The sequence below is a fragment of the Dietzia cercidiphylli genome (assembly GCF_014145145.1).
GTDB lineage: Bacteria > Actinomycetota > Actinomycetes > Mycobacteriales > Mycobacteriaceae > Dietzia > Dietzia natronolimnaea.
In genome coordinates this window covers 1-18701 of sequence record NZ_JAALEA010000070.1, presented here as the reverse complement: position 1 = coordinate 18701, position 18701 = coordinate 1, and the positions used below count along the sequence as shown (strand labels likewise).

Annotated in this window: 17 protein-coding genes and 1 pseudogene; 9 read left to right on the top strand and 9 right to left on the bottom strand. The window is 69.0% G+C overall.

The features are described 5' to 3' along the window. Window positions 1-22: 22 nt before the first annotated feature. Entirely contained in the window at window positions 23-1198 is a 1176-nt protein-coding gene (gene dnaN, locus G6028_RS03295; protein ID WP_182609574.1) for a DNA polymerase III subunit beta, read from the bottom strand. A 682-nt stretch (window positions 1199-1880) separates the two neighbouring features. Then, complete coding sequence (gene dnaA, locus G6028_RS03290) at window positions 1881-3383, bottom strand: chromosomal replication initiator protein DnaA (RefSeq protein WP_179524011.1); 1503 nt, start codon at window positions 3381-3383, stop codon at window positions 1881-1883. Between the two features lie 530 nt (window positions 3384-3913). Between dnaA and rpmH the strand changes: the two genes are divergently transcribed. The 9 genes from rpmH to G6028_RS03245 all read left to right on the top strand — a co-directional run bounded on the left by rpmH (window position 3914) and on the right by G6028_RS03245 (window position 10370). Next, window positions 3914-4057 carry a 50S ribosomal protein L34 gene (gene rpmH, locus G6028_RS03285; RefSeq protein WP_179524010.1) on the top strand — a complete coding sequence of 48 codons (144 nt, stop codon included), beginning with the start codon at window positions 3914-3916 and terminating at the stop codon, window positions 4055-4057. Between the two features lie 18 nt (window positions 4058-4075). Beyond that, on the top strand, window positions 4076-4441 hold the full coding sequence (rnpA, locus tag G6028_RS03280; RefSeq protein ID WP_182609575.1) for a ribonuclease P protein component: 366 nt from the start codon (window positions 4076-4078) through the stop codon (window positions 4439-4441). Continuing rightward, window positions 4438-4752: a membrane protein insertion efficiency factor YidD gene (yidD, locus tag G6028_RS03275; RefSeq protein WP_182609576.1), complete on the top strand. Its 315-nt coding sequence runs from the start codon at window positions 4438-4440 to the stop codon at window positions 4750-4752. Before rnpA ends, yidD begins: the two co-directional genes overlap by 4 nt. A gap of 13 nt (window positions 4753-4765) precedes the next feature. Beyond that, window positions 4766-5956, top strand: a complete 1191-nt coding sequence (gene yidC / locus G6028_RS03270) for a membrane protein insertase YidC (RefSeq protein WP_182609577.1) — start codon at window positions 4766-4768, stop codon at window positions 5954-5956. Between the two features lie 129 nt (window positions 5957-6085). Further along, window positions 6086-6574: a Jag family protein gene (locus tag G6028_RS03265; protein ID WP_179524006.1), complete on the top strand. Its 489-nt coding sequence runs from the start codon at window positions 6086-6088 to the stop codon at window positions 6572-6574. Between the two features lie 285 nt (window positions 6575-6859). Then, window positions 6860-7549, top strand: a complete 690-nt coding sequence (gene rsmG, locus G6028_RS03260) for a 16S rRNA (guanine(527)-N(7))-methyltransferase RsmG (protein WP_241730504.1) — start codon at window positions 6860-6862, stop codon at window positions 7547-7549. A gap of 108 nt (window positions 7550-7657) precedes the next feature. Beyond that, complete coding sequence (locus G6028_RS03255; protein WP_182609579.1) at window positions 7658-8581, top strand: ParA family protein; 924 nt, start codon at window positions 7658-7660, stop codon at window positions 8579-8581. Beyond that, window positions 8578-9678 carry a ParB/RepB/Spo0J family partition protein gene (locus G6028_RS03250; RefSeq protein WP_182640458.1) on the top strand — a complete coding sequence of 367 codons (1101 nt, stop codon included), beginning with the start codon at window positions 8578-8580 and terminating at the stop codon, window positions 9676-9678. The genes G6028_RS03255 and G6028_RS03250 overlap by 4 nt, the downstream gene beginning before the upstream one ends. Then, entirely contained in the window at window positions 9675-10370 is a 696-nt protein-coding gene (locus tag G6028_RS03245; protein ID WP_182609581.1) for a hypothetical protein, read from the top strand. The genes G6028_RS03250 and G6028_RS03245 overlap by 4 nt, the downstream gene beginning before the upstream one ends. On the opposite strand, the gene G6028_RS03240 is transcribed toward G6028_RS03245, so the two are convergent. The 7 genes and pseudogenes from G6028_RS03240 to G6028_RS03210 all read right to left on the bottom strand — a co-directional run. Continuing rightward, window positions 10358-11548, bottom strand: coding sequence for an N-acetylmuramoyl-L-alanine amidase (locus tag G6028_RS03240; RefSeq protein ID WP_179524001.1), 1191 nt, complete (start codon window positions 11546-11548; stop codon window positions 10358-10360). The two genes, G6028_RS03245 and G6028_RS03240, sit on opposite strands and share 13 nt — an antisense overlap. A gap of 92 nt (window positions 11549-11640) precedes the next feature. Then, on the bottom strand, window positions 11641-11982 hold the full coding sequence (gene trxA, locus G6028_RS03235) for a thioredoxin (RefSeq protein WP_179524000.1): 342 nt from the start codon (window positions 11980-11982) through the stop codon (window positions 11641-11643). A gap of 78 nt (window positions 11983-12060) precedes the next feature. Continuing rightward, window positions 12061-12993, bottom strand: a complete 933-nt coding sequence (trxB, locus tag G6028_RS03230; RefSeq protein ID WP_179523999.1) for a thioredoxin-disulfide reductase — start codon at window positions 12991-12993, stop codon at window positions 12061-12063. A 133-nt stretch (window positions 12994-13126) separates the two neighbouring features. Then, window positions 13127-13753: an RNA polymerase sigma factor SigM gene (sigM, locus tag G6028_RS03225; protein ID WP_182658030.1), complete on the bottom strand. Its 627-nt coding sequence runs from the start codon at window positions 13751-13753 to the stop codon at window positions 13127-13129. 150 nt (window positions 13754-13903) lie between these two features. Next, window positions 13904-15634: a protein kinase family protein gene (locus G6028_RS03220; protein WP_182658029.1), complete on the bottom strand. Its 1731-nt coding sequence runs from the start codon at window positions 15632-15634 to the stop codon at window positions 13904-13906. A gap of 86 nt (window positions 15635-15720) precedes the next feature. Continuing rightward, a complete protein-coding gene (gene murJ, locus G6028_RS03215; RefSeq protein WP_182641031.1) occupies window positions 15721-17556 on the bottom strand; it encodes a lipid II flippase MurJ in 1836 nt (611 codons plus the stop codon). After that, window positions 17553-18701 (bottom strand): annotated as a pseudogene (locus tag G6028_RS03210) (DUF6049 family protein); the annotation flags it as partial. The gene murJ and the pseudogene G6028_RS03210, both read right to left, overlap by 4 nt.

Here is an 18701-nt window from a genome sequence, read left to right as displayed (position 1 = left end):
GGGCGGCTTCGGGAGAGCCGGGTCAGCCCGGCAGGCGGACCGGCATGAGCAGGTAGGTGTGGTTCGAGTCGACGGGGGCGATCGCGCCGTCGGCGTCCGGGGAGGGCAGTTCCTCGGGAGCGGGGCGCAGGACCGCGGGACGGCTGGCCTGGGTGAACCCGAACGCGACGCGCGCCGAGTGCATGCTGCCGAGCCCGTCCAACAGGTAACCGGGGTTGAACGCGATGGTCAGGGGCTCACCGAGGAAGTCGACGGGGAGGGTCTCCGAGGCCTGGGCCGCGTCATCCCCGCCCGCGGAGAGCGCCAACTCGCCGTCGGAGAACGTCATCCGGACCTGCACTCCCCGGTCCGCGACCAGCGCGACGCGCTTGATGGCCTGCACCAGCGCGTCGACCTGGACGACCGCCATCGAGGTGTGTTGGGTCGGCAGCAGCTGGCGGACCTTGGGGAACTCGGCGTCGAGGAGCCGCGTCGTGGTGCGCTGCCCGGAGACCAGCACGCCCATGATGCCGTCCGCCCCGACCTCCGAGCCCGCGCCCAGGCTGAGGTCGACACGCCCACCCTGGCCCGCCGACCGGGTCACGTCGGACAACGTCTTGGCCGGGATCAGGACCTCCACGGCCACGTCCTCGCGAGCGGGTTCCCACTCCAGATCGCGGATGGCCAGGCGGAACCGGTCGGTCGCGATGAGGGTGACCCGGGGTCCCTCGATCTCCATCCGGATGCCGGTGAGCATCGGGAGCGTGTCGTCCTTGCCGGCCGCCACGGCGACCTGGGCCACGGCCTCGGAGAACGCGTCGACCGCGGCCGATCCGGTCACCCCGGGCATCGCCGGCAGCTGCGGGTAGTCCTCGACCGGCATCGTGGGCAGGGTGAACTTGGCGGTGCCGCAGTTGATGTACATCTTCTGGGCGCTCACCGTGACCTCGACCGGACGGTCCGGGAGCGCGCGGGCGATGTCGGCTAACAACCGACCGGACACCAGGGTGCTCCCCGGCTCGGACACCTCGGCCGGGACGGAGACCTGCGCGGAGGTCTCGTAGTCGAAACCCGAGATGGTCAGACCGGAGTCCGCCTCGAGGAGAACCCCGCCGAGGATCGGGACCGACGGTCGAGACGGAAGGGTCCGCGCCACCCAGGCCACCGAATCGGCGAAGTCCTCGCGGGTGACGCGGAACGTCGGATCCGTGATCTCCATCGGTGACCTCTTTCTGGGCGGGGCGCGTACCGCCGGTATCTGGACGAGTGGTCTGTTCGCGGCTGCGGTCTCGGGCGTTCTCTGGCGTCCGACGGGGTCCGCCGGATCATCTCCATGAGAGTAACCGCTCCCGCCGACAGCGGGAACACGGAGTCCTGTAACCCGGTCAAGCAGGCTCGCCGTTCCACATACCTACTTCTTACAAGAACTCTCTAGAGAGATAAGTAGTAGTAGTAGGTCCTGTGAAATTGTGAGCCGACGCCTGTCTACGCAGTTCAGGGTGCGATTGTGGCTGTGGACCGAATCGGCTCATCCTGTGACTTGCGAGCGGCGCGGGTGGAATCACAGATTTCGGTCCACCGTCTGTCCACCGCCGGTCCACAGGAACCCACAGAGTTGTCCACAGGTGTGAAGGGTGTGGCACATGGTATGAGGGGGGTCACATTTACATGTCGGAACGGTCACACGACTCCGCCTCTCGAGAACCGGGGGTGGTCCGTGGGGCGGGCGTGTGCGGCGCCGGGCCACTCGGGGGGCGGCCCGACGAGGAGCCACGCGGAACCGAGCGGTCCGGCCCGACGAGGGCACGGACGAAGGCATCGGCGAGCGCACGGACGAGCCGCCGCAGGAGCAGCAGAGGGATCGCGTGGGTGTGCGGCCGGGGGGACGGGTCGGAGAGCCGTCAGAGAGACCGCGAGCGTTCCTTGATCCGGGCGGTGAGCTCCTGGATCTGGTCGTACATGCGCCGGTCGTCCTTGATCTCCTTGAGGATCTTCCGCTGGGCGTACATGACCGTGGTGTGGTCCTTGCCGCCGAAGGTGACGCCGATCTTGGGTAGCGAGAGGTCCGTGAGCTCTCGACAGAGGTACATCGCGATCTGGCGGGCGCGGGAGAGAGACCGGGTCTTCGACGTCCCGCAGAGCTCGTCGATGCTGGTGGAGAAGAACTCCGCGGTCACCGCCATGATCGTCGCGGCCGAGATCTGGAGGGAATCGTCGTCCGAGACCACGTCGCGCAGGACCACCTCGGCCAACGGGACGTCGATCTCGTGTCCGTTGAGGGAGGCGAACGCGACGACCCTGATCAGCGCACCCTCGAGCTCGCGGATGTTGCGCTGCACGCGTGTGGCGATCAGCTCCAGGACATCGCGGGGGACCACGTAGTTCTCCGACTTGGCCTTCTTGTCGATGATCGCGATTCGCGTCTCGAGCTCGGGCGGCTGGATGTCCGTGATGAGACCCCACTCGAAGCGGGTACGCAGCCTGTCCTCGAGGGGCTGGAGCTGCTTGGGGGGCCGATCGGAGGAGATGACGATCTGCTTCTGGGCGTTGTGGATCGTGTTGAAGGTGTGGAAGAACTCCTCCTGCACCTGCTCCTTGCCGATGAGGAACTGGATGTCGTCGACCAGGAGGATGTCGGCCTCGCGGTACCGCTTCTTGAACATGTTCTGGCGGCCGTCGCGGACGGAGTTGATGAAGTCGTTGGTGAACTCCTCGGTCGAGACGTACTTGACCTTCTGTTCGGAGTACATCCTCAGGGAGTAGTGCCCGATCGCGTGGAGCAGGTGTGTCTTGCCGAGCCCCGACTCGCCCCAGATGAACAGCGGGTTGTAGGCGCGCGCCGGGGCCTCCGCGACCGCGAGCGCCGCCGCTCGGGCGAACCGGTTGGAGTTCCCCTGGACGAACGCGCTGAACGTGTACCGCTCGTTGAGTCCAGGCGCGGTCGCCGCCGACAGGGCCTCGTCGCGGTCGCTGCCGTGCAGCAGTCGTTCGGCCGCGATCTGCTCCTCGGTCATGCGGACCGGGCGCGAGGTGGCCGGTGGATGGGAGGCCTCCGGCTCGGGTCGGTGTATCTCGTCGACGTCGATCCGGGGATCGTCGGCATCGGAGTGGTGGTGCCGGCCGGCGAGGGAGGTGTCGACCTTGACCGCCAGATCGACGGGCTCCCCGAGTTGGGAACTGAGCGCGCGGGTGATCGGCCCGCGCAGGATCGACTCGATGTTGTCCCGGGCGAACGCGGACGGCGCGGCGAGCATCGCGAACCCGTTGACCACGGCGATCGGTTGGACGAGACGCAACCAGGCCTGCTGCTGGCGGGACAACGCGGGATTGTCGTCGCTGGCCAGAGACGGGTCGGTCAGCTTGTCGAGGACCGCGCTCCACACGTGTTCGAGGTCAGGAGACACGGTGGGCGGTCTCCTCTCGTCGGTGTGAAGCGGTTCCGGGTGGCCGACCCTCTCGGCCCGGCCGGGCACCACACTCTATCCACAGGCTCCGACCCAGGTCCAACGCGGTATCCACATGGTTGTCCACAGCTGTGGAAGATAGACCGGCCCCGCGGTGGCGGGTTCGGTCTCCAGTGCGTGAGGGTGGGGTCTGCTGCGTCGTGATTACGTTAGGCGGCCCGGGTGGGGCTCGATGATGAATGACCGTAACAACACCGTGAACTCGTGGGCAACCCTCAAGATCAACTGGAGGGCGGATGTCAAGCATCCGGCGTCCCGGCGTGTTGCCGTGGCCTGCAGGGTGGTACCGATGGTGCGGATGTGATTACACGGTTTGGTGGCGAGGCCATCGTGCGCGTAATCTTGAGCAGTCTGTCGCGCGCCCGTGAGGCGTGCGGCGCGTCGTGGTACCGCCCGTCAGTGGTGTTTCGACGACATCAGGAACTCGATCGGGCGCACGAGTGGCGCCTACTTCACGTGAGGAGCCAATCATGGCCAAGGGCAAGCGGACTTACCAGCCGAACAACCGTCGTCGTGCCAAGGTGCACGGCTTCCGTCTCCGGATGCGCACGCGCGCCGGACGCGGCATCGTCGGCGCTCGCCGCCGTAAGGGCCGCGCCTCGTTGACGGCCTGATCCGGGCCGGGGTGGCGGGTGCTTCCCAGGACCCACCGGCTCCACCGTTCCGCTGACTTCGCGGCGGTGGTGCGGAGGGGTGCGAGGAAGGGCCGCCGGACGATGGTCGTACACGCCCACGTGGACTCTTCGGACGTCCGCGTGGGCGGTCCTCGTTTCGGCCTGGTCGTCAGCAAAGCCGTCGGTGACTCGGTGACCCGCCACCGTGTCAGCCGGCGGCTTCGTCATATCGCCGCCGAGTTGCTGGCGGAGCTCGATCCCGATCTCCTGATCGTGGTCAGGGCCAATCCGGCCTCTGCGGCGGCCTCCCATGACGATCTGGTCCGCGATATGCGTTCCGGTCTGTCCTCCGCGGTGCCGCGTGCTCGTGAGGAGCGGTCATGACCGAGGGCCGCCACGGCCCCGTGGCCCGGGTCCTTCTGTGGATGCTCGACTTCTACCAGAAGGGGATCTCGCCCCTGACCCCACCGAGCTGTCGGTTCGAACCCACCTGCAGCAGTTACGCGGTCGAGGCCGTTCGAGTGCACGGCGCCTGGTACGGGACGTGGCTCTCGGTGTGGCGGTTGTTGAGGTGTGGTCCCTGGACTCCCGGCGGGTGGGATCCGGTCCCGGAATCCCGTTCCTCCGAGCCCCGCGCCCCCGACGATCCCGCGGATCATCCCCACGAGCATCCCGACAACTCCGAACGAAGCTAGGACTCCACCACCGATGTCGTTCATCACCGACCCTCTGGTCTACTACCCGATCTCCGGGATCCTCTGGTTCTGGCACAAGATCTTCGCGTTCCTCGGGGGCTTTCTTCCCTGGGTGGAGTCACCCGACTCCAACGGCGCCATCTGGGCGCTCTCCGTGATCTTCCTCGTGGTCACCCTCCGCATCCTGCTGTTCTGGCCGGCGGCCAAGCAGATCCGCTTCTCGCGGAAGATGCAGGAGATGCAGCCGCGGATGAAGGAGCTGCAGAAGCGGTACAAGAACGATCGCGAGAAGCTCGCCACCGAGACGCGCAAGCTCCAGAAGTCCGAGGGGTTCAATCCGGTCCTCGGTTGTCTGCCGATGTTCATCCAGATCCCCGTCTTCCTGGGTCTGTTCCATGTGCTCCGGTCCTTCAACCGGATGGGCAACAACTTCGGTGCGCTCGGTATGAGCGCGGAGGAGACGCGGAACACCGGCAACTACGTCTTCAACGCGGACGAGGTCCAGAGCTTCCTGGACGCGCGGCTGTTCGGCGCTCCCCTGTCGTCGTTCATCTCCCAGCCGATCGAGCAGTTCCAGGCGTTCGTCGACCCCGGGGCGGCACTGGACTTCGAGCGCTGGAACATCATCATCGTGGCCATCCCGCTGATGATCGTCTCGGCGGTCACCACGCACCTCAACGCCAGGATCTCGCTGTCCCGCCAGTCGCCTGAGGCCGCGGCCAACCCGCAGGCCAAGATCATGAACCAGTTGATGCTGTGGGCCTTCCCCATCGGCATCCTGGTCACCGGCGCGTTCTGGCCGATGGCGATCCTCGTCTACATGGTCACCAACAACCTGTGGACCCTCGGCCAGCAGTACTACCTCTTCGAGAAGATGGCCAAGGAGGACGACGTGGCCGCCCTCAAGCGCCGTGAGGAGCAGAAGTCCCTCGCCCCGAGGGTCGGCGTGAAGCCCGTCAACCCCAAGAGGGGCCGGGGTGCCCCGACAGGTACCGCCGTGGCCTCCCAGGAGACGGTGGCCGGTGTGACGTCGGATGACGACGACGACCCGGACGCCGCCCCGGCGGTCGCTCCCGCGCCCTCTCCGGGCGCGGCTCCTCGGCCGGGTCAGAGACCACAGCAGCCGGGCGGTCAACGGACGCGCCCCGCACAGAAGAGCGGCGGGGGAAGCGGTAAGGGCAAGAAGAAGAAGCGTAAACGCTGACCGCAGGTCAGTCAGACCACCGACAAGGTCCCCGATGCCCCGGCATCGGGGACCTTGTCCCATACTTGGGGTGAGTACTCGCCGGCCAGGACGGGCGCGGCGATCGGCGGCGATGACGGAGGCAGATCCATGTCGAAGAAGAACATCGAGGTGTCGGAGGAGCGTCTTGTCGAGGAGGGCGAGGTGGCCGGTGACTACCTCGAGCAGCTCTTGGACATCCTGGACTTCGACGGGGACATAGATCTGGATGTCGAGGGCGATCGTGCGATCGTCAGCATCGACGGGAGCGAGGATCTGGATCGCCTCGTGGGTTCCGACGGTGCGGTTCTCGACGCCGTGCAGGAACTGACCCGGTTGGCCGTTCAGCAGGAGCTGGGAGATCGCAGCCGGTTGATGTTGGACATCTCCGGGTGGCGCGCTGCCAAACGCGAGGCGTTGACCGAGGCCGGTCGGGTGGCCGCACTGCGGGTGCTCGAGTCCGGCGAACCCGAGGAGCTCGAGCCGATGACCCCGTTCGAGCGGAAGGTCATCCACGATGCGATAGCGGAGATAGAGGGAGTGTCCTCGGACTCGACCGGGGCCGAGCCGAATCGGCGGGTCGTGGTCCTGCCGACCTGACCGAGCTGCCGGACTGACCGAGCCGGTTCGAGTGCCGGACAGCGAGACTAACGGGGGCGCGGGCGTGGAGCCCGCGCCCCCGGCGTCATGTAGGGGTTGAGCGTGGTGCGGACACGGCTACTTACATCGATGTTATTCGGGGGATGTTTCACGTGAAACCAGAGGCGATTCGCGCCGGAAGAGGACGACGGTGACATGAACGAGGACACAGGGCACGAAACGACACGTGACGAGGTCGATGCGTCCACAAGCGATGACGCCCGGGACGATACGAGTGAGACGTCAATGGTCGAGACTCCCCCGGAACCTCCCGCCGGCGCGGGTTCAGTGTTCGGCGACCGTCTCCCCCTCGCGGCCAGGTACGTGGAGATCCTCGCGACCGCCGGTCTGGAGCGGGGGCTGATGGGACCACGCGAGCGCCCGCGGCTGTGGGACCGACATGTACTCAACAGTGCGGCGGCCGCCGTCGGGTTCATGGAGAACGAGTCGGTGGTCGACATCGGCAGCGGCGCCGGCCTACCGGGCATCCCGCTCGCGCTCGCCCGACCCGATCTCCGCATCACTCTGGTCGAGCCCCTCCTCCGTCGGTCGACCTTTCTGCTCGAGGTGGTCGACCAACTGGGACTGGATGTTCGTGTGGTGCGCGGTCGTGCCGAGGAGAAGGGCGTGATCGCAGACGCCGGCGGTGCTGACGTGGTGACGTCGCGGGCCGTCGCTCCGCTCTCGCGGCTCGCCGGATGGTCTGCGCCGTTGCTCAGACCGGGTGGTCGGATGGTGGCGCTGAAGGGTGCCTCCGCCGCGGACGAGATCGAACGAGACGAGCGGGCCCTCCGGAAACTGGGCTTTGATGGTGCGCGCGTCGAGGTCGTGTCCGCGCCGGATGCGGAGGAGACGAGGCTCGTCATTGCGACGCTCGCGACTAGAGTGGGTAGCCGTGGCTCCCGCTCTCGCGCACGCGGTTCACGGCATCGGTGATGTCCGTCGGAATCGCAGCGGGCGATGTCGGTTTCACGTGAAACACTGGCGGCAGGGGCATCGGGACGATGCGCTGAGTTGCTCTGACAGGTAGTTGAAAGGTGACGGATGTCCGAAGACGAGACCCCGATCTTCGCGGCCGCACGGCAGGCGAACGAGGTACTCCACGGCGACGCCCCCGCGTTGCCGAGGCCCCCGCATCCGCGGATCATCACCATCGCCAATCAGAAGGGTGGGGTGGGTAAGACCACCTCGACGGTCAATCTTGCGGCGTCTCTCGCCCTCGGTGGTCTCGGTGTCCTGGTGATCGATATGGACCCGCAGGGCAACGCCAGCACCGCGCTCGGAGTGGATCACCGGGAGGGAACCCCGTCGAGCTACGAGCTCCTCATGTGGGAACACGCCCTGGAAGACCTCATGCAGAGCAGTCCCCATGCCGAGCGTCTGTTCTGTATCCCGGCGACGATCGATCTCGCGGGATCCGAGATCGAATTGGTGGGCCTCGACCACCGGGAGCATCGGCTCGCCGAGGTGCTCAACAGCGAGGACCTCGTGTCGTTGGGCATTGACTATGTCCTGATCGACTGTCCCCCCTCGTTGGGACTGCTCACGGTGAACGCGATGGTGGCGGCGAGTGAGGTGCTGATCCCTATCCAGTGCGAGTACTACGCGCTCGAAGGGGTCGGCCAGTTGCTGCGCAATGTCGAGTTGATCCAGCAGCACCTCAACCGGTCGTTGGAGATATCCACCATCATGCTGACGATGTACGACGGACGGACCAAGCTCGCAGAGCAGGTCGCCGGCGAGGTCCGTACCCACTTCGGTGACACGGTGCTCCGTACCGTCATCCCGAGGAGCGTCAAGGTGTCGGAGGCTCCCGGGTACGGGATGACCATCCTCCAGTACGACGCCGGATCCCGCGGCGCTCTCGCGTACCTGGACGCGGCGAAGGAGCTCAACAGCCGCGCGGATCGTCTGCACTCACACGTGGAGGACGGCCGCGTGTCCACCGGCACGGAGGAGAGTCGATGAGTCAGCAACGCAGGGGTGGTCTCGGCCGGGGGCTCGCCGCCCTGATCCCCACGGGGCCGGACGAGGGTCCACGTCTGGGCAGTGATGCAGCCGACGTGATCCTGGGTCCGAGGGGCGGTGGTCCGCGGACCACTCCCCCCAGGCCGAGGTCCAGCGGTCCGGGGACGTCGGCAGCGAGCAACGTCTCCGTCGACGACGCCTATCGGACACCCCGTCCGGACGGTGCGAGGGACGACGATGTTTCACGTGAAACCGACGACCTCGTGGATCCCGGCGCGGTGTATCGCGAGATCCCTCCGTCGGCGATCGAGCCGAACCCGAAACAGCCCCGAACCCATTTCGACGAAGAGGCGCTGGCCGAGCTGGCTCACTCCGTCAAAGAGTTCGGGCTCCTCCAGCCGATCGTCGTCCGTGAGATCGCGGCCGGCCGATATCAGCTCATCATGGGCGAGCGACGCTGGCGCGCGAGCCAACGGGCCGAGCTCCCGACGGTCCCGGCGATCGTGCGGCAGACCGACGACGAGGATCTCCTCCGGGACGCGCTTCTCGAGAACATCCATCGGGTCCAGCTCAATCCCCTCGAGGAGGCGGCGGCGTACCAACAGCTCCTTGAGGAGTTCGACGTGACGCAGGCCGAGCTCGCGACCCGGATCGGTCGGTCGCGTCCGGCCATCACCAACAGCATCCGTCTGCTCCAGTTGCCGACCGCTGTCCAGCGCCGAGTGGCGGCCGGTGTGCTGTCCGCCGGCCATGCCCGAGCACTGCTGGGCCTCGAGGCCGGGGCGCCCGCCCAGGACGAGCTCGCAGCGCGAATCGTGGCGGAGGGCCTGTCGGTCCGGGCCACGGAGGAGATCGTCACACTGTTGAACCGGGAGGGCGACGGTACGGCGTCGAGGCCCTCCCCCGCGCCACAGGGTCGCCGACGGGATCCTGAGTTGGAGGCGGTGGCGGGTCGACTGTCCGATCGCTTCGAGACGTCGGTGTCGGTCACCATGGGGCGGCGAAAGGGGCGCATCACGATCGACGTGGGCGACGCCGATGACCTGAACCGGGTCCTGACGCTACTCGAGGGCGGGACGCCCGGATCGCCGCGATGAACTCGATCCGGCCGCTCGACCTCTCCGCCGTGGACCAGCTAGGGCCCCGGGCTCGCAAATGTGTGTACTGGCAGACTGACGGGCAGGTCGGCCAGGACGAGCCGGGGGATCCCGAGTTCGAGAAGGAGGCGTGGATCTCCCACGTGTCCCTGGAATGGGGTGTGTGTGGTCAGATAGCCAGCTATGGTGACCGCTCGACCGGGGCGGCGTTCTACGCGCCCCCCGGGATGGTGCCGCGTGCGGCCTGCTTCCCGACCTCCCCGGTGGGCTCGGACGCCATCCTCCTGGCGGGGTTGAGCATCGAGCACGGGGCGCCCGGCGGTGCGCTGACCTCGCTCCTCGATGCGGTGGTGGTGGATCTGCGCCGACGCGGAATCAAGGCGATTGAGGCCTTCGGGGTGACGTCCGGGGACACCGGGGACGTACTGTCACGTGACACGTGTGGTTCGGAGTCGTGCATCGCTCCGACCGGCTTCCTCGTGGAGCACGGGTTCACCGTCGTGGCCGAGCACGAGACCCATCCGAGACTCCGACTCGATATCGAGAGTGAGCATCTCTGGAAGGCCGACGTCGAGAGGGCGCTCGATCAGCTCTTCGCGGAGCGGGGATTCGCCACCAGGAGGCTGGGGGTGTTGTCCGGGGCGACCGCCCGGCACACGGTGGACCCGCGGGCGGGACGTCAGTCCCGCTGACGCTGTTCGTAGTCGATCAGCTCGTTGACGGACATCGACCCGGTGGGGTGATCGTCCTCGTCGAGTAGGTAGAGGCGCTTCACCCCCACGAGGATGGAGTCGATGATGGTGTCCTGTGCGGTGCGGTCCCCGAGGATGGAGAGATCGCGGGGATTGTAGGCGTACCCCAGGACGATCTGGATGGACGGCATCCGGGTCATCCGGAGAAGGGGCCAGCTCCGCCCGTGGGTGCGACAGTCGCGGAGACTGGTGCGACTGACGATCTCGCGCTGGATGAACCCGGACAGCGCCTCCCCGAGCATCGACTCGGCACCCAGGGAGTTGCCGAAGTAGAAGGTGGCGACACCGTTGCCCACCGGGTTGGGATGCCGGTCCAGGCGGAGCGAGATCATGAGATCGGCGTTGAAGGCGTTCGCGATCTCGGCGCGCTCGGGGTCGGTCGGGATCATCGCCTCCGGCCGGGAGAGGAAGACCTCGACCCCCGCCTGGTTCATCCGCTCGGACAACCGCCGGGTGATGTCCCAGAGCAGCTCGGCATCCGTGATGGTTCCGTGCGGGGTGTCCATGCGGATCGGGTTCTCCGAACCGCTGGGGCCGGGGTCCAGGACGATCCGCTTGCCGGCGAGCATCGGGCCGGAGGTCCGCGCCCGCTCGCGCTCGACCAGCGAGGAGACGTCCCCACCCTTGAACAGGGTGGAGAACCTGTTCAGGGTGTCCAGGGTCTCGGCTCCCACGACGCCGTCCGCGGGCAGGCCGCAGTCCCGCTGGAAGTCCGTCGCCGCGGCATGGGTGAGGGGACCGAAGGTGCCGTCGACCAGTCCCGCGTAGAAACCGAGTTCCCCGAGCCGACGCTGGAACTGCGCCACGTCGTCTCCCGCCATGGGCCTGGAGACGATGTAGCTGAGATCGCGGGTCCCGAGGACGTGGGTGGCGTCATGGAGCGCCGCCTGGGTCGACGGACCCACGATGCCGTCCGAGATGAGCCCACGGGCCTGCTGGAAGGCCAGGACGGCCGTCTCCAGGTCGGCGTCGAACACGGCGTCGGTCCGGGCCAGGATCGATCCGGTCTGGGGTTCGGTGACCCCGACGGACTCGATGTTGTGCAACAGGCCCATTCCCGCGAGGGTCGCCCGGATCGAGGCCACCTCGGGCCCACGGTCACCGCGTCGCCACGCCATGGTTCTCCTCCGCTCCACTCGACTGGGTACCCGGATGAACTTACCGCCTCCGGCGCGGACGTGCCCGGAGCGCACCCGAGTGGGCGGGGCGTCTAGAGGACGTCCCCGAGCTCGGTGCGCAGCGCCGACTTGGACTTCGCTCCGGTGATGCGCTTGACCGGCTTGCCCTCGGAGAACAGCAGCATCGCCGGGATGGCGGTGATCTGGTACTCGGCGGCGAGCTCCTGGTTGGCCTCCACGTCGACCTTGGCGACCGTGAGCTTGTCGGACTCGGCTCCGGCGAGCTCGTCCAGGACCGGCGCCATCATGGTGCAGGGGCGGCACCACGTGGCCCAGAAGTCCACCAGGACGGGCTTCGACCCGCTGGCGGCGAGCACGGCCTCGGCGAAGTCGTCCTCGGTCACGTCGATGATGTTAGGGGTGTTCACGGCCATTGTGGTGGGTCCTTTCGGGGTGGGGGTGTGGGCGTCCCGGGTGTCCCGCCCGCGCGGATCGGGTCCGCCCGGTGGGGGTCAGGCCTGCTCGGCGAGCCAACGCTCGGAATCGATCGAGGCGGCGCACCCCGAACCGGCGGCCGTGATGGCCTGCCGGTAGCGGTGGTCCACCAGGTCGCCGCAGGCGAAGACCCCCGGGATCGAGGTCGCGGTGGTCTGGCCGGTGAGGACGTACCCGTCCTCGTCGACCTCCACCTGGTCCCGGACCAATTCGGAGCGCGGGTCGTGACCGATCGCCACGAACATCGCGGCCGTCTCGAGCTCGCTCGTCTCACCGGTGACCGTGTTGCGCAGCTTGAGGCGCTCGACCGATCCACTGGCACCCGAGAGCACCTCGTCGACCGTGGTGTTGAGGACGAACGAGATCTTCTCGTTCTCCTTGGCCCGTTCGAGCATGATCTTGGAGGCGCGGAACTCCTCCCGCCGGTGCACGATGGTCACCGAGGAACCGAACTTGGTGAGGAAGGTGGCCTCCTCCATGGCGGAGTCGCCGCCGCCCACCACGACGATCGGCTTGTCCCGGAAGAAGAATCCGTCGCAGGTGGCGCAGGAACTCACGCCACGGCCGAGGTACTCCTGCTCGCCGGGGACGCCGAGGTAGCGTGCGGCGGCGCCCATGGCGAGGATCACGGCGCGGGCGCGGTGCTCCTCCTCCCCCACGCGGACGATCTTGACCTCGCCGGCCAGGTCCATCGAGGTGACGTCCTCCATGCGGAGGTCGGCGCCGAAGCGCTCGGCCTGCTCCCGCATCTGCATCATCAGGTCTGGGCCCATCATCCCCTCGGCGAAGCCCGGGAAGTTCTCGACCTCCGTGGTGGTCATGAGCGCACCGCCGAACTGCGAACCCTCGAACACCACCGGCTTGAGCTCGGCCCGAGCGGAGTAGATGGCGGCGGTGTACCCGGCCGGGCCGGATCCGACGATGATGACGTCGTGGAGGGTGTCGCTCATGGGTTCTTCGGACTCCTTGGCGGGTGGGGAACGTGGGCCGGGACGATCTGCGGATCCACACGATCTGCGGAACCACTATGCCGATCGATGGATCTACTAAGGCGACAACACCCGGCGGGTCGGTGTTGTTCCCTCAGTCGGTGAGGGTGACCCCCGCGAGCAGCACGCTGAGCTTGGCCCGCCCGCGCGAACACCGGCTCTTGATGGTGCCGGGGCGGGCGTTGAGCAGGTGGCACGCCTCGGCCACCGTGCAGCGCAGCATGTCGACGACGACGACCGCGTCCCGCTGGTCGGTGGGCAGCTCCGCCAGGGCCTCGGCGACGATGATCGCGTAGGCGGGGTCCTGGTAGAAGTGGTCCCGCAGCGAGATCTCCTCGTGGAGTCTGGGAGTGAGCTCGGAGTGGGTGCGCAGGCGTTGTGACCGCATCTTGTCCAGGCAGGCGTTGACCACGATGCGGTAGAGCCAACCCTGGACGGGGCAGGCGTGGCGGAAGGAGTCGGCCTTCCGGTACGCCGAGATGAGGGCGTCCTGGAGCGCCTCGGCGGCGTCCTCACGGTTGAAGGAGGTCCGTATGGCCAGCCGCCACAGGTAGTCGTAGTGGCGCCGGACGAGGGCGGAGAACGCGTCCGGGTCGCCGGCGATGTGCGCGTCGAGCAGTTGGACGTCCGAGAGCGCGGACCCGGCCGTGAGGCGCGACCCGGCGGTGAGCGGGGAGCGTCCCGTGACCGTGGAGAGATCGTCGACGGCGCTGGTGTTCACGGCGGTGACGTTAACGCGGCGGGGACCGCCGTGGGGCTGTCACCTCGGGCCCGGGAGCGGGCAGCCGGCTCGACCTCGCTCGCGACCTCGCTCGCGACGTCGCTCTCGTCGTCGATGCGGCCGGGAGGGCTCGGCCGTGGCCGGGCCGGATCACCGGGTGAGAAGGATCTCGCTGATCGACGCCGCGTACGACTCGGGGCCGGAGGTACCGAGCCGGGTGAACCACACGATCAGGTACCGGGACTCCTCGGGCTCGTCGATCGTCACGGTCCCCGAGCCGTCCCGGATCGTCCCCTCGCCGAGCAGGGTGGTGTCCTCGAGAGAGTCCGGGGACGCACTGTCGGCGACCCGGACCTCGAAGCGCACACCGTCGTCGTCCGAGTGGACCACCACGCGCCGGGTCTCCTGCTCGCCGTCGAGGGTCAACAGGAGGCCCACCCCGGGCTTGTACGCGGCCCCGCCGTCGCCGAGCTGGTTGCGGTAGGTGTCGGTGGACCACGAGGTCGACCTGTCACCGTCCGCGACGTTCGGGGCGCTCGAGGAGTTCTCTGCGACCCCCGCCGACCCGACGGGCTGCCACGAGGTGACGTCCGAGACCGTGACGGGCGTGGACGGTGCCTCACGGGTGGGCTCGGTCTCCCCCGGGCCCGACTCGTCCGATGCGGGCTCGGTGGTCGCGGCGGACCTGCTGGCCTGGGCGGCCCGTTCGATCGCGTCGAGTTGCTGGGACAGGGGGGTCTCGTCGCCGCCACCGGCCAGCGCCCCGAGTAGCCACGCGGACAACAGCGCGATCACCACGACGGCCGCCGCGCTGGTGCCGGCCATGATCTGCCAGCGACGTTTCTGGGTGGCCTCGTCCGGCTGTGGGTAGGCCTCGTCGATTCGGTCCGCGTCGTATCGGTCTGCGCCATACCGGTCCGTATCGAGCCCACCGTGGGACTGCCGGTCCGGACCGACGCCGCGTACCGCGTCCCCCGTCCCGTCCCCCGCCCGGTCGCGCGGACCGGCCACGGGGTCACCGTGTCCGGGTGCTGCCGGAACGGCGTGTCCCCTCGAGGACGCGACGCGGACCGGCCCGCCGACGCGGTCGGAGATCATCGACCGCACGGTGGCGGCCGAGCTCACCGACGACCCGTCGAGGGAGCGCATGGCCAGCACGGCGGACTCGGGCGGGACGCCGGTACCGACCACGGTGGGGTCGAGCGGCTCGTCGTCGTCGTCCACAGGCGCGGACGCGGGGCGACCGTCCCGTGGCTCGTGGAACTCCGACCCCTCGGGCAGGGGTCCCGGCCACCGGCCGGTGAGCAGCGTGTACAGGACCATCCCCAGCCCCCGCACGTCACTCCGGGTGTCGGTGTCGCGGGGGACGCCGGGGAACGCCAGCAGGGCGCGCCCGTCCTCGGTGACCCGGATGCGGTCCGGGGAGTCCACCCCGAGGATCAGGCCGTGCTCGGCCGCGCGGGTGGCGGCGTCGGCCAGACCCCACATCGCGGCCACGGCCGAGTCGGGATCGGGGTCGCCGACGGCGGCGGCGAGGCTGAGCCCGGGGACCCATTCGCTCACCACGATGCCCCCGGCGCGGCCACGGATCACGTCGAGTACGCGGGCGAGGCCGTCCGAGTACACGCTGGTCAGCGCCACGGTGCGGTCGAGGACGCCCGTCGCCGAGCCCGGGGGTTGCTCGCCGGGCAGCGGATCGACGAAGGTCAAGGCGACCTCGCGACCAAGGCGCTTGTCGCGGGCTCGCCAGAACGCCTGACCGGCGACCCCGCCGTGGGGTTCGAGGAGTTCGTACCGCCCACCCGAGACCAGTCCCCCGGCGGTCAGGCGCGGTGGACCCGAGGGCGAACCCTGCGCCGGAACACCGTTGGCATCGCCCACCCGTCGACCTCCTCGATGACGCGGCCGTCCAGCCGATCCGCCCGCTCCTGACCCCCCGAGTGTACGGTTCGCCCGGCCCGGGACGACTATCGCCTCAGACGCCCCACGAGGCCCCGGAGGACGGGCGTGACGGCGTCCAGCTCCGGGAGTCGTGACCGCGACAGGATCAACCCGGTGACCACGAGGGTGATGACCGCGGCGAGCCCGGCCCGGAAGACGTAGCCGATACTGCCGACCGAGTCGGTGAGCAGGTCCAGGGGCAGGAGGGTGTCGACGGCGAGGGCGACGAGCGCTCCGGCAGCCGACGCGCCGAGGGTCCAGACCGCCGACCTCGCGGTCTCCCGCCCTCGCAGGGAGCCGAGCCTGCGGCGCAGCAGGATGTACCCGGCCACCGCGCCCACGACCCAGCCGATCCCGTTGGCCAGGGCGAGGCCGATCACCACGTGGGAGCGTTCGTTCGCGACCAGCGGGACGATGAGCGACAGGACCACGCGGACGATGGTGATCGCGAGGATCATGACGGTCGGGGTCCAGTAGTCCTCGCGGGCGTAGAACACCCGCTGCTGGAGCAGGACCACCGCGTACGGCACCAGGGTGAACGCCCCGAAGGCCAGGGTGAGGCCGAGGATGTCGGCGTTCTGGGCGTCGAAGTTGCCGTACCGGAACAGGCCGGTCGCGATGGTCGGGCCGAAGGCGGTCATGAAGGCGATGATCGGCAACAGACCGAAGAGGGACAGCCTGGTGCCGAGCGAGATGTCGCGCACGACCGCGTCCGTCCGCCCGGCGACGCCGTTGTCGGCCAACCGCGGGTTGATGGCCGTCAGGAGGGTCACACCGATGATCCCGTAGGGCACCTGGAGCAGCAGCCAGTACGTGCCGTAGATGGCGATGGCCGCCTCGTCGGCGGCGGAACCGATGCGGTTGGTCATGACCAGACCGACCTGCGAGATGAACACGTAGGACAACCCGGCGAGGGCGTTGCCCCCGAACTGGCGGATCCGGGGGTCCAGCCCCCACTGGGGACGCAGGACCACGCCGGCACGGCGCAGCGCGGGCAGCAGGACCGCGGCCTGCACCACCACGCCGAGGGTCGTGCCCAGGCCTAGCAACAGGATCGGGGCGCTGAGGAGGTTGACCGGGGCCGCCGGGTCGATGCCGCTCCCGACCACGGCGAACAGGGCCAGGGTCGCGATGGCCACCAGGTTGTTCCAGACCGGGGCCCACGCACCGGGTCGGAAGATCCCGTTGTAGTTGAGCACGGCGAGCATGACCGAGAAGACGCCGTAGAAGAAGATCTGCGGCAGCAGCAGGAAGGCGAACGCCGTGGCGAGGTCCGTGTTGACCTCACCGTCCCCGAGGTTGAGTTCGGTGAGCAGGGGCGCACAGGCCACCGCCACCACCGTGGCGACCAGCGCCAACAGGGAGGTGGCCGTGAGCAGGCGCCGGATGAACGAGACCCCCCCGTCCGGATCCTCCTGGGCCGCCCTGGCGAGCAGGGGCATGAACATGGCGGTGAGGACCGACCCCAGGACGAGCTCGGTGATCATGTTGGGCAGCGTGTTGGCGGTGTTGAACGCCGAGGCCACGGCGGGGCCGAGAATGGTGAGGATGAGGATCATCCGGACGAAACCGGTGATCCGGCTGGCGAGGTTGGCCACGGCCATCGACCCCGTGGACCGCATCACCGAGGCGTCGGACGAGTCCCGCGTGGTGGTGCCGGTCCCCCCGCCCCGGGTCGCCGGGCCCGGTGGGATCGGGACCACGGGGTCGACGGGTACCGAGTCGGGCGCGAACGAGTCGGCGACCGGTGGCGGCGAGACGGGGCGTGGCGAGACGCAGCTCCCGGATTCGCGGCGGCGGCCCCGCAGCCCGGGATCCGGTCTACGCAGCCCGGGTTCGGGGGAACCCTGCTCGTCGTTCACGGTCGGTGCCCTTCGTCCGCGGGGTCGAGGATCCCCCGACGGTAGCGCAGGTACCGGCGGCCTCCCAGGACGAGGGCGAGTGCGGCCGCGGCGATCGCGAAGCCCTGCGCGACGGGATACCCACCGGACTGGACCGAGAGTTCGACCGGGTCGGACAGTCGCGTCCCGTCCGGCCCGTGGAGGGCGAAGACCACGGTGTGGCGGACCCCGCCCTCGGAGTCGGACTGGGTGGGGACCTGGAGGGTGCGGGAGCCCGCGGCCGGGATCTGGATGAGACCGACCGGGTCGACGGTGATGTCCTCGGGCGCGGTGACGGTCACGTCCACGCGCACGGGGAACGGCAGCGCGTTACGGGTCACCAGCATGAGCGGACTGTTGGGACTCGCCATGGTGAACACGCTGCCCGGGGTCAGGAGATCGACGCGCGCCAGCGAGGCGGTCACCGTCTCCCCGAGCCGCGCCAGGCGGGTCGCGCCGCGGTCCCGGGCGGCAACACCGGTCCCCGTCTCGAAGGTGAGACCGTCCCCGCCGGCGCGTCGACCGGTCTCCGAGATCGCCCGGAGGGCGTCACCCACCAGCGGGTCGAGGTGTGCGGCCGCATCCGCCGAGGTCGGGTCGGAGGTGTCCACCAGCGATCGGAGGGTCCCCGTCCCCGAGAGCGCCCCCGCCAGTCGTCGGACGGTGTCCCCCCCGGGGTCGTCCGCGAAGGGATCGGCGAGTCCGGGGTCCACCGCTCCGGTGGGGTCCTCGGCGAGGCTCCCCTCGGGGATCGTGACGGGACCGGTCAGGCGTTCGGACAGCGGCACCGCACGCATCCGGCCTGTGGAGAGCTGGTCGCCGAGGGTCTCGAGCAGTGAGTTCGCGGACTCCTCGTCGACGCCCCAGACCTGGGGGGGAACCGCGAGGACCCCCTGTCCGGCCACGGCGGTGTCGTCTCCCGCGGCGGCGGAGGAGTTGGTGGCCGAACCGGTGGCGGCGTCGATCACCGGGGCCAGCAGGGCCGCCCGGGCGTCCTGCAGGCGGGCGACCGGGGAGTCGGCGGCGAGCCAGTACCGGGTGGCCGGGTCCGAGTAGCGGGGGTTCTCCGGCATCTCGCCGGTCGCGGCGAGCGAGGCCCCCACGGTGGCCGAGTAGGTGAGCGCCCG

Coding starts and splice junctions, on each gene's coding strand:
- G6028_RS03240 (WP_179524001.1), bottom strand. CDS start 11,548: ATGGCGTGGCGACGCGGTGACCGTGGGCCCGAGGTGGCCTCGATCCGG.
- G6028_RS03265 (WP_179524006.1), top strand. CDS start 6,086: ATGTCGAAGAAGAACATCGAGGTGTCGGAGGAGCGTCTTGTCGAGGAG.
- rsmG (WP_241730504.1), top strand. CDS start 6,860: ATGGTCGAGACTCCCCCGGAACCTCCCGCCGGCGCGGGTTCAGTGTTC.
- G6028_RS03250 (WP_182640458.1), top strand. CDS start 8,578: ATGAGTCAGCAACGCAGGGGTGGTCTCGGCCGGGGGCTCGCCGCCCTG.
- trxA (WP_179524000.1), bottom strand. CDS start 11,982: ATGGCCGTGAACACCCCTAACATCATCGACGTGACCGAGGACGACTTC.
- G6028_RS03255 (WP_182609579.1), top strand. CDS start 7,658: ATGTCCGAAGACGAGACCCCGATCTTCGCGGCCGCACGGCAGGCGAAC.
- yidC (WP_182609577.1), top strand. CDS start 4,766: ATGTCGTTCATCACCGACCCTCTGGTCTACTACCCGATCTCCGGGATC.
- rpmH (WP_179524010.1), top strand. CDS start 3,914: ATGGCCAAGGGCAAGCGGACTTACCAGCCGAACAACCGTCGTCGTGCC.
- dnaN (WP_182609574.1), bottom strand. CDS start 1,198: ATGGAGATCACGGATCCGACGTTCCGCGTCACCCGCGAGGACTTCGCC.
- yidD (WP_182609576.1), top strand. CDS start 4,438: ATGACCGAGGGCCGCCACGGCCCCGTGGCCCGGGTCCTTCTGTGGATG.
- G6028_RS03245 (WP_182609581.1), top strand. CDS start 9,675: ATGAACTCGATCCGGCCGCTCGACCTCTCCGCCGTGGACCAGCTAGGG.
- trxB (WP_179523999.1), bottom strand. CDS start 12,993: ATGAGCGACACCCTCCACGACGTCATCATCGTCGGATCCGGCCCGGCC.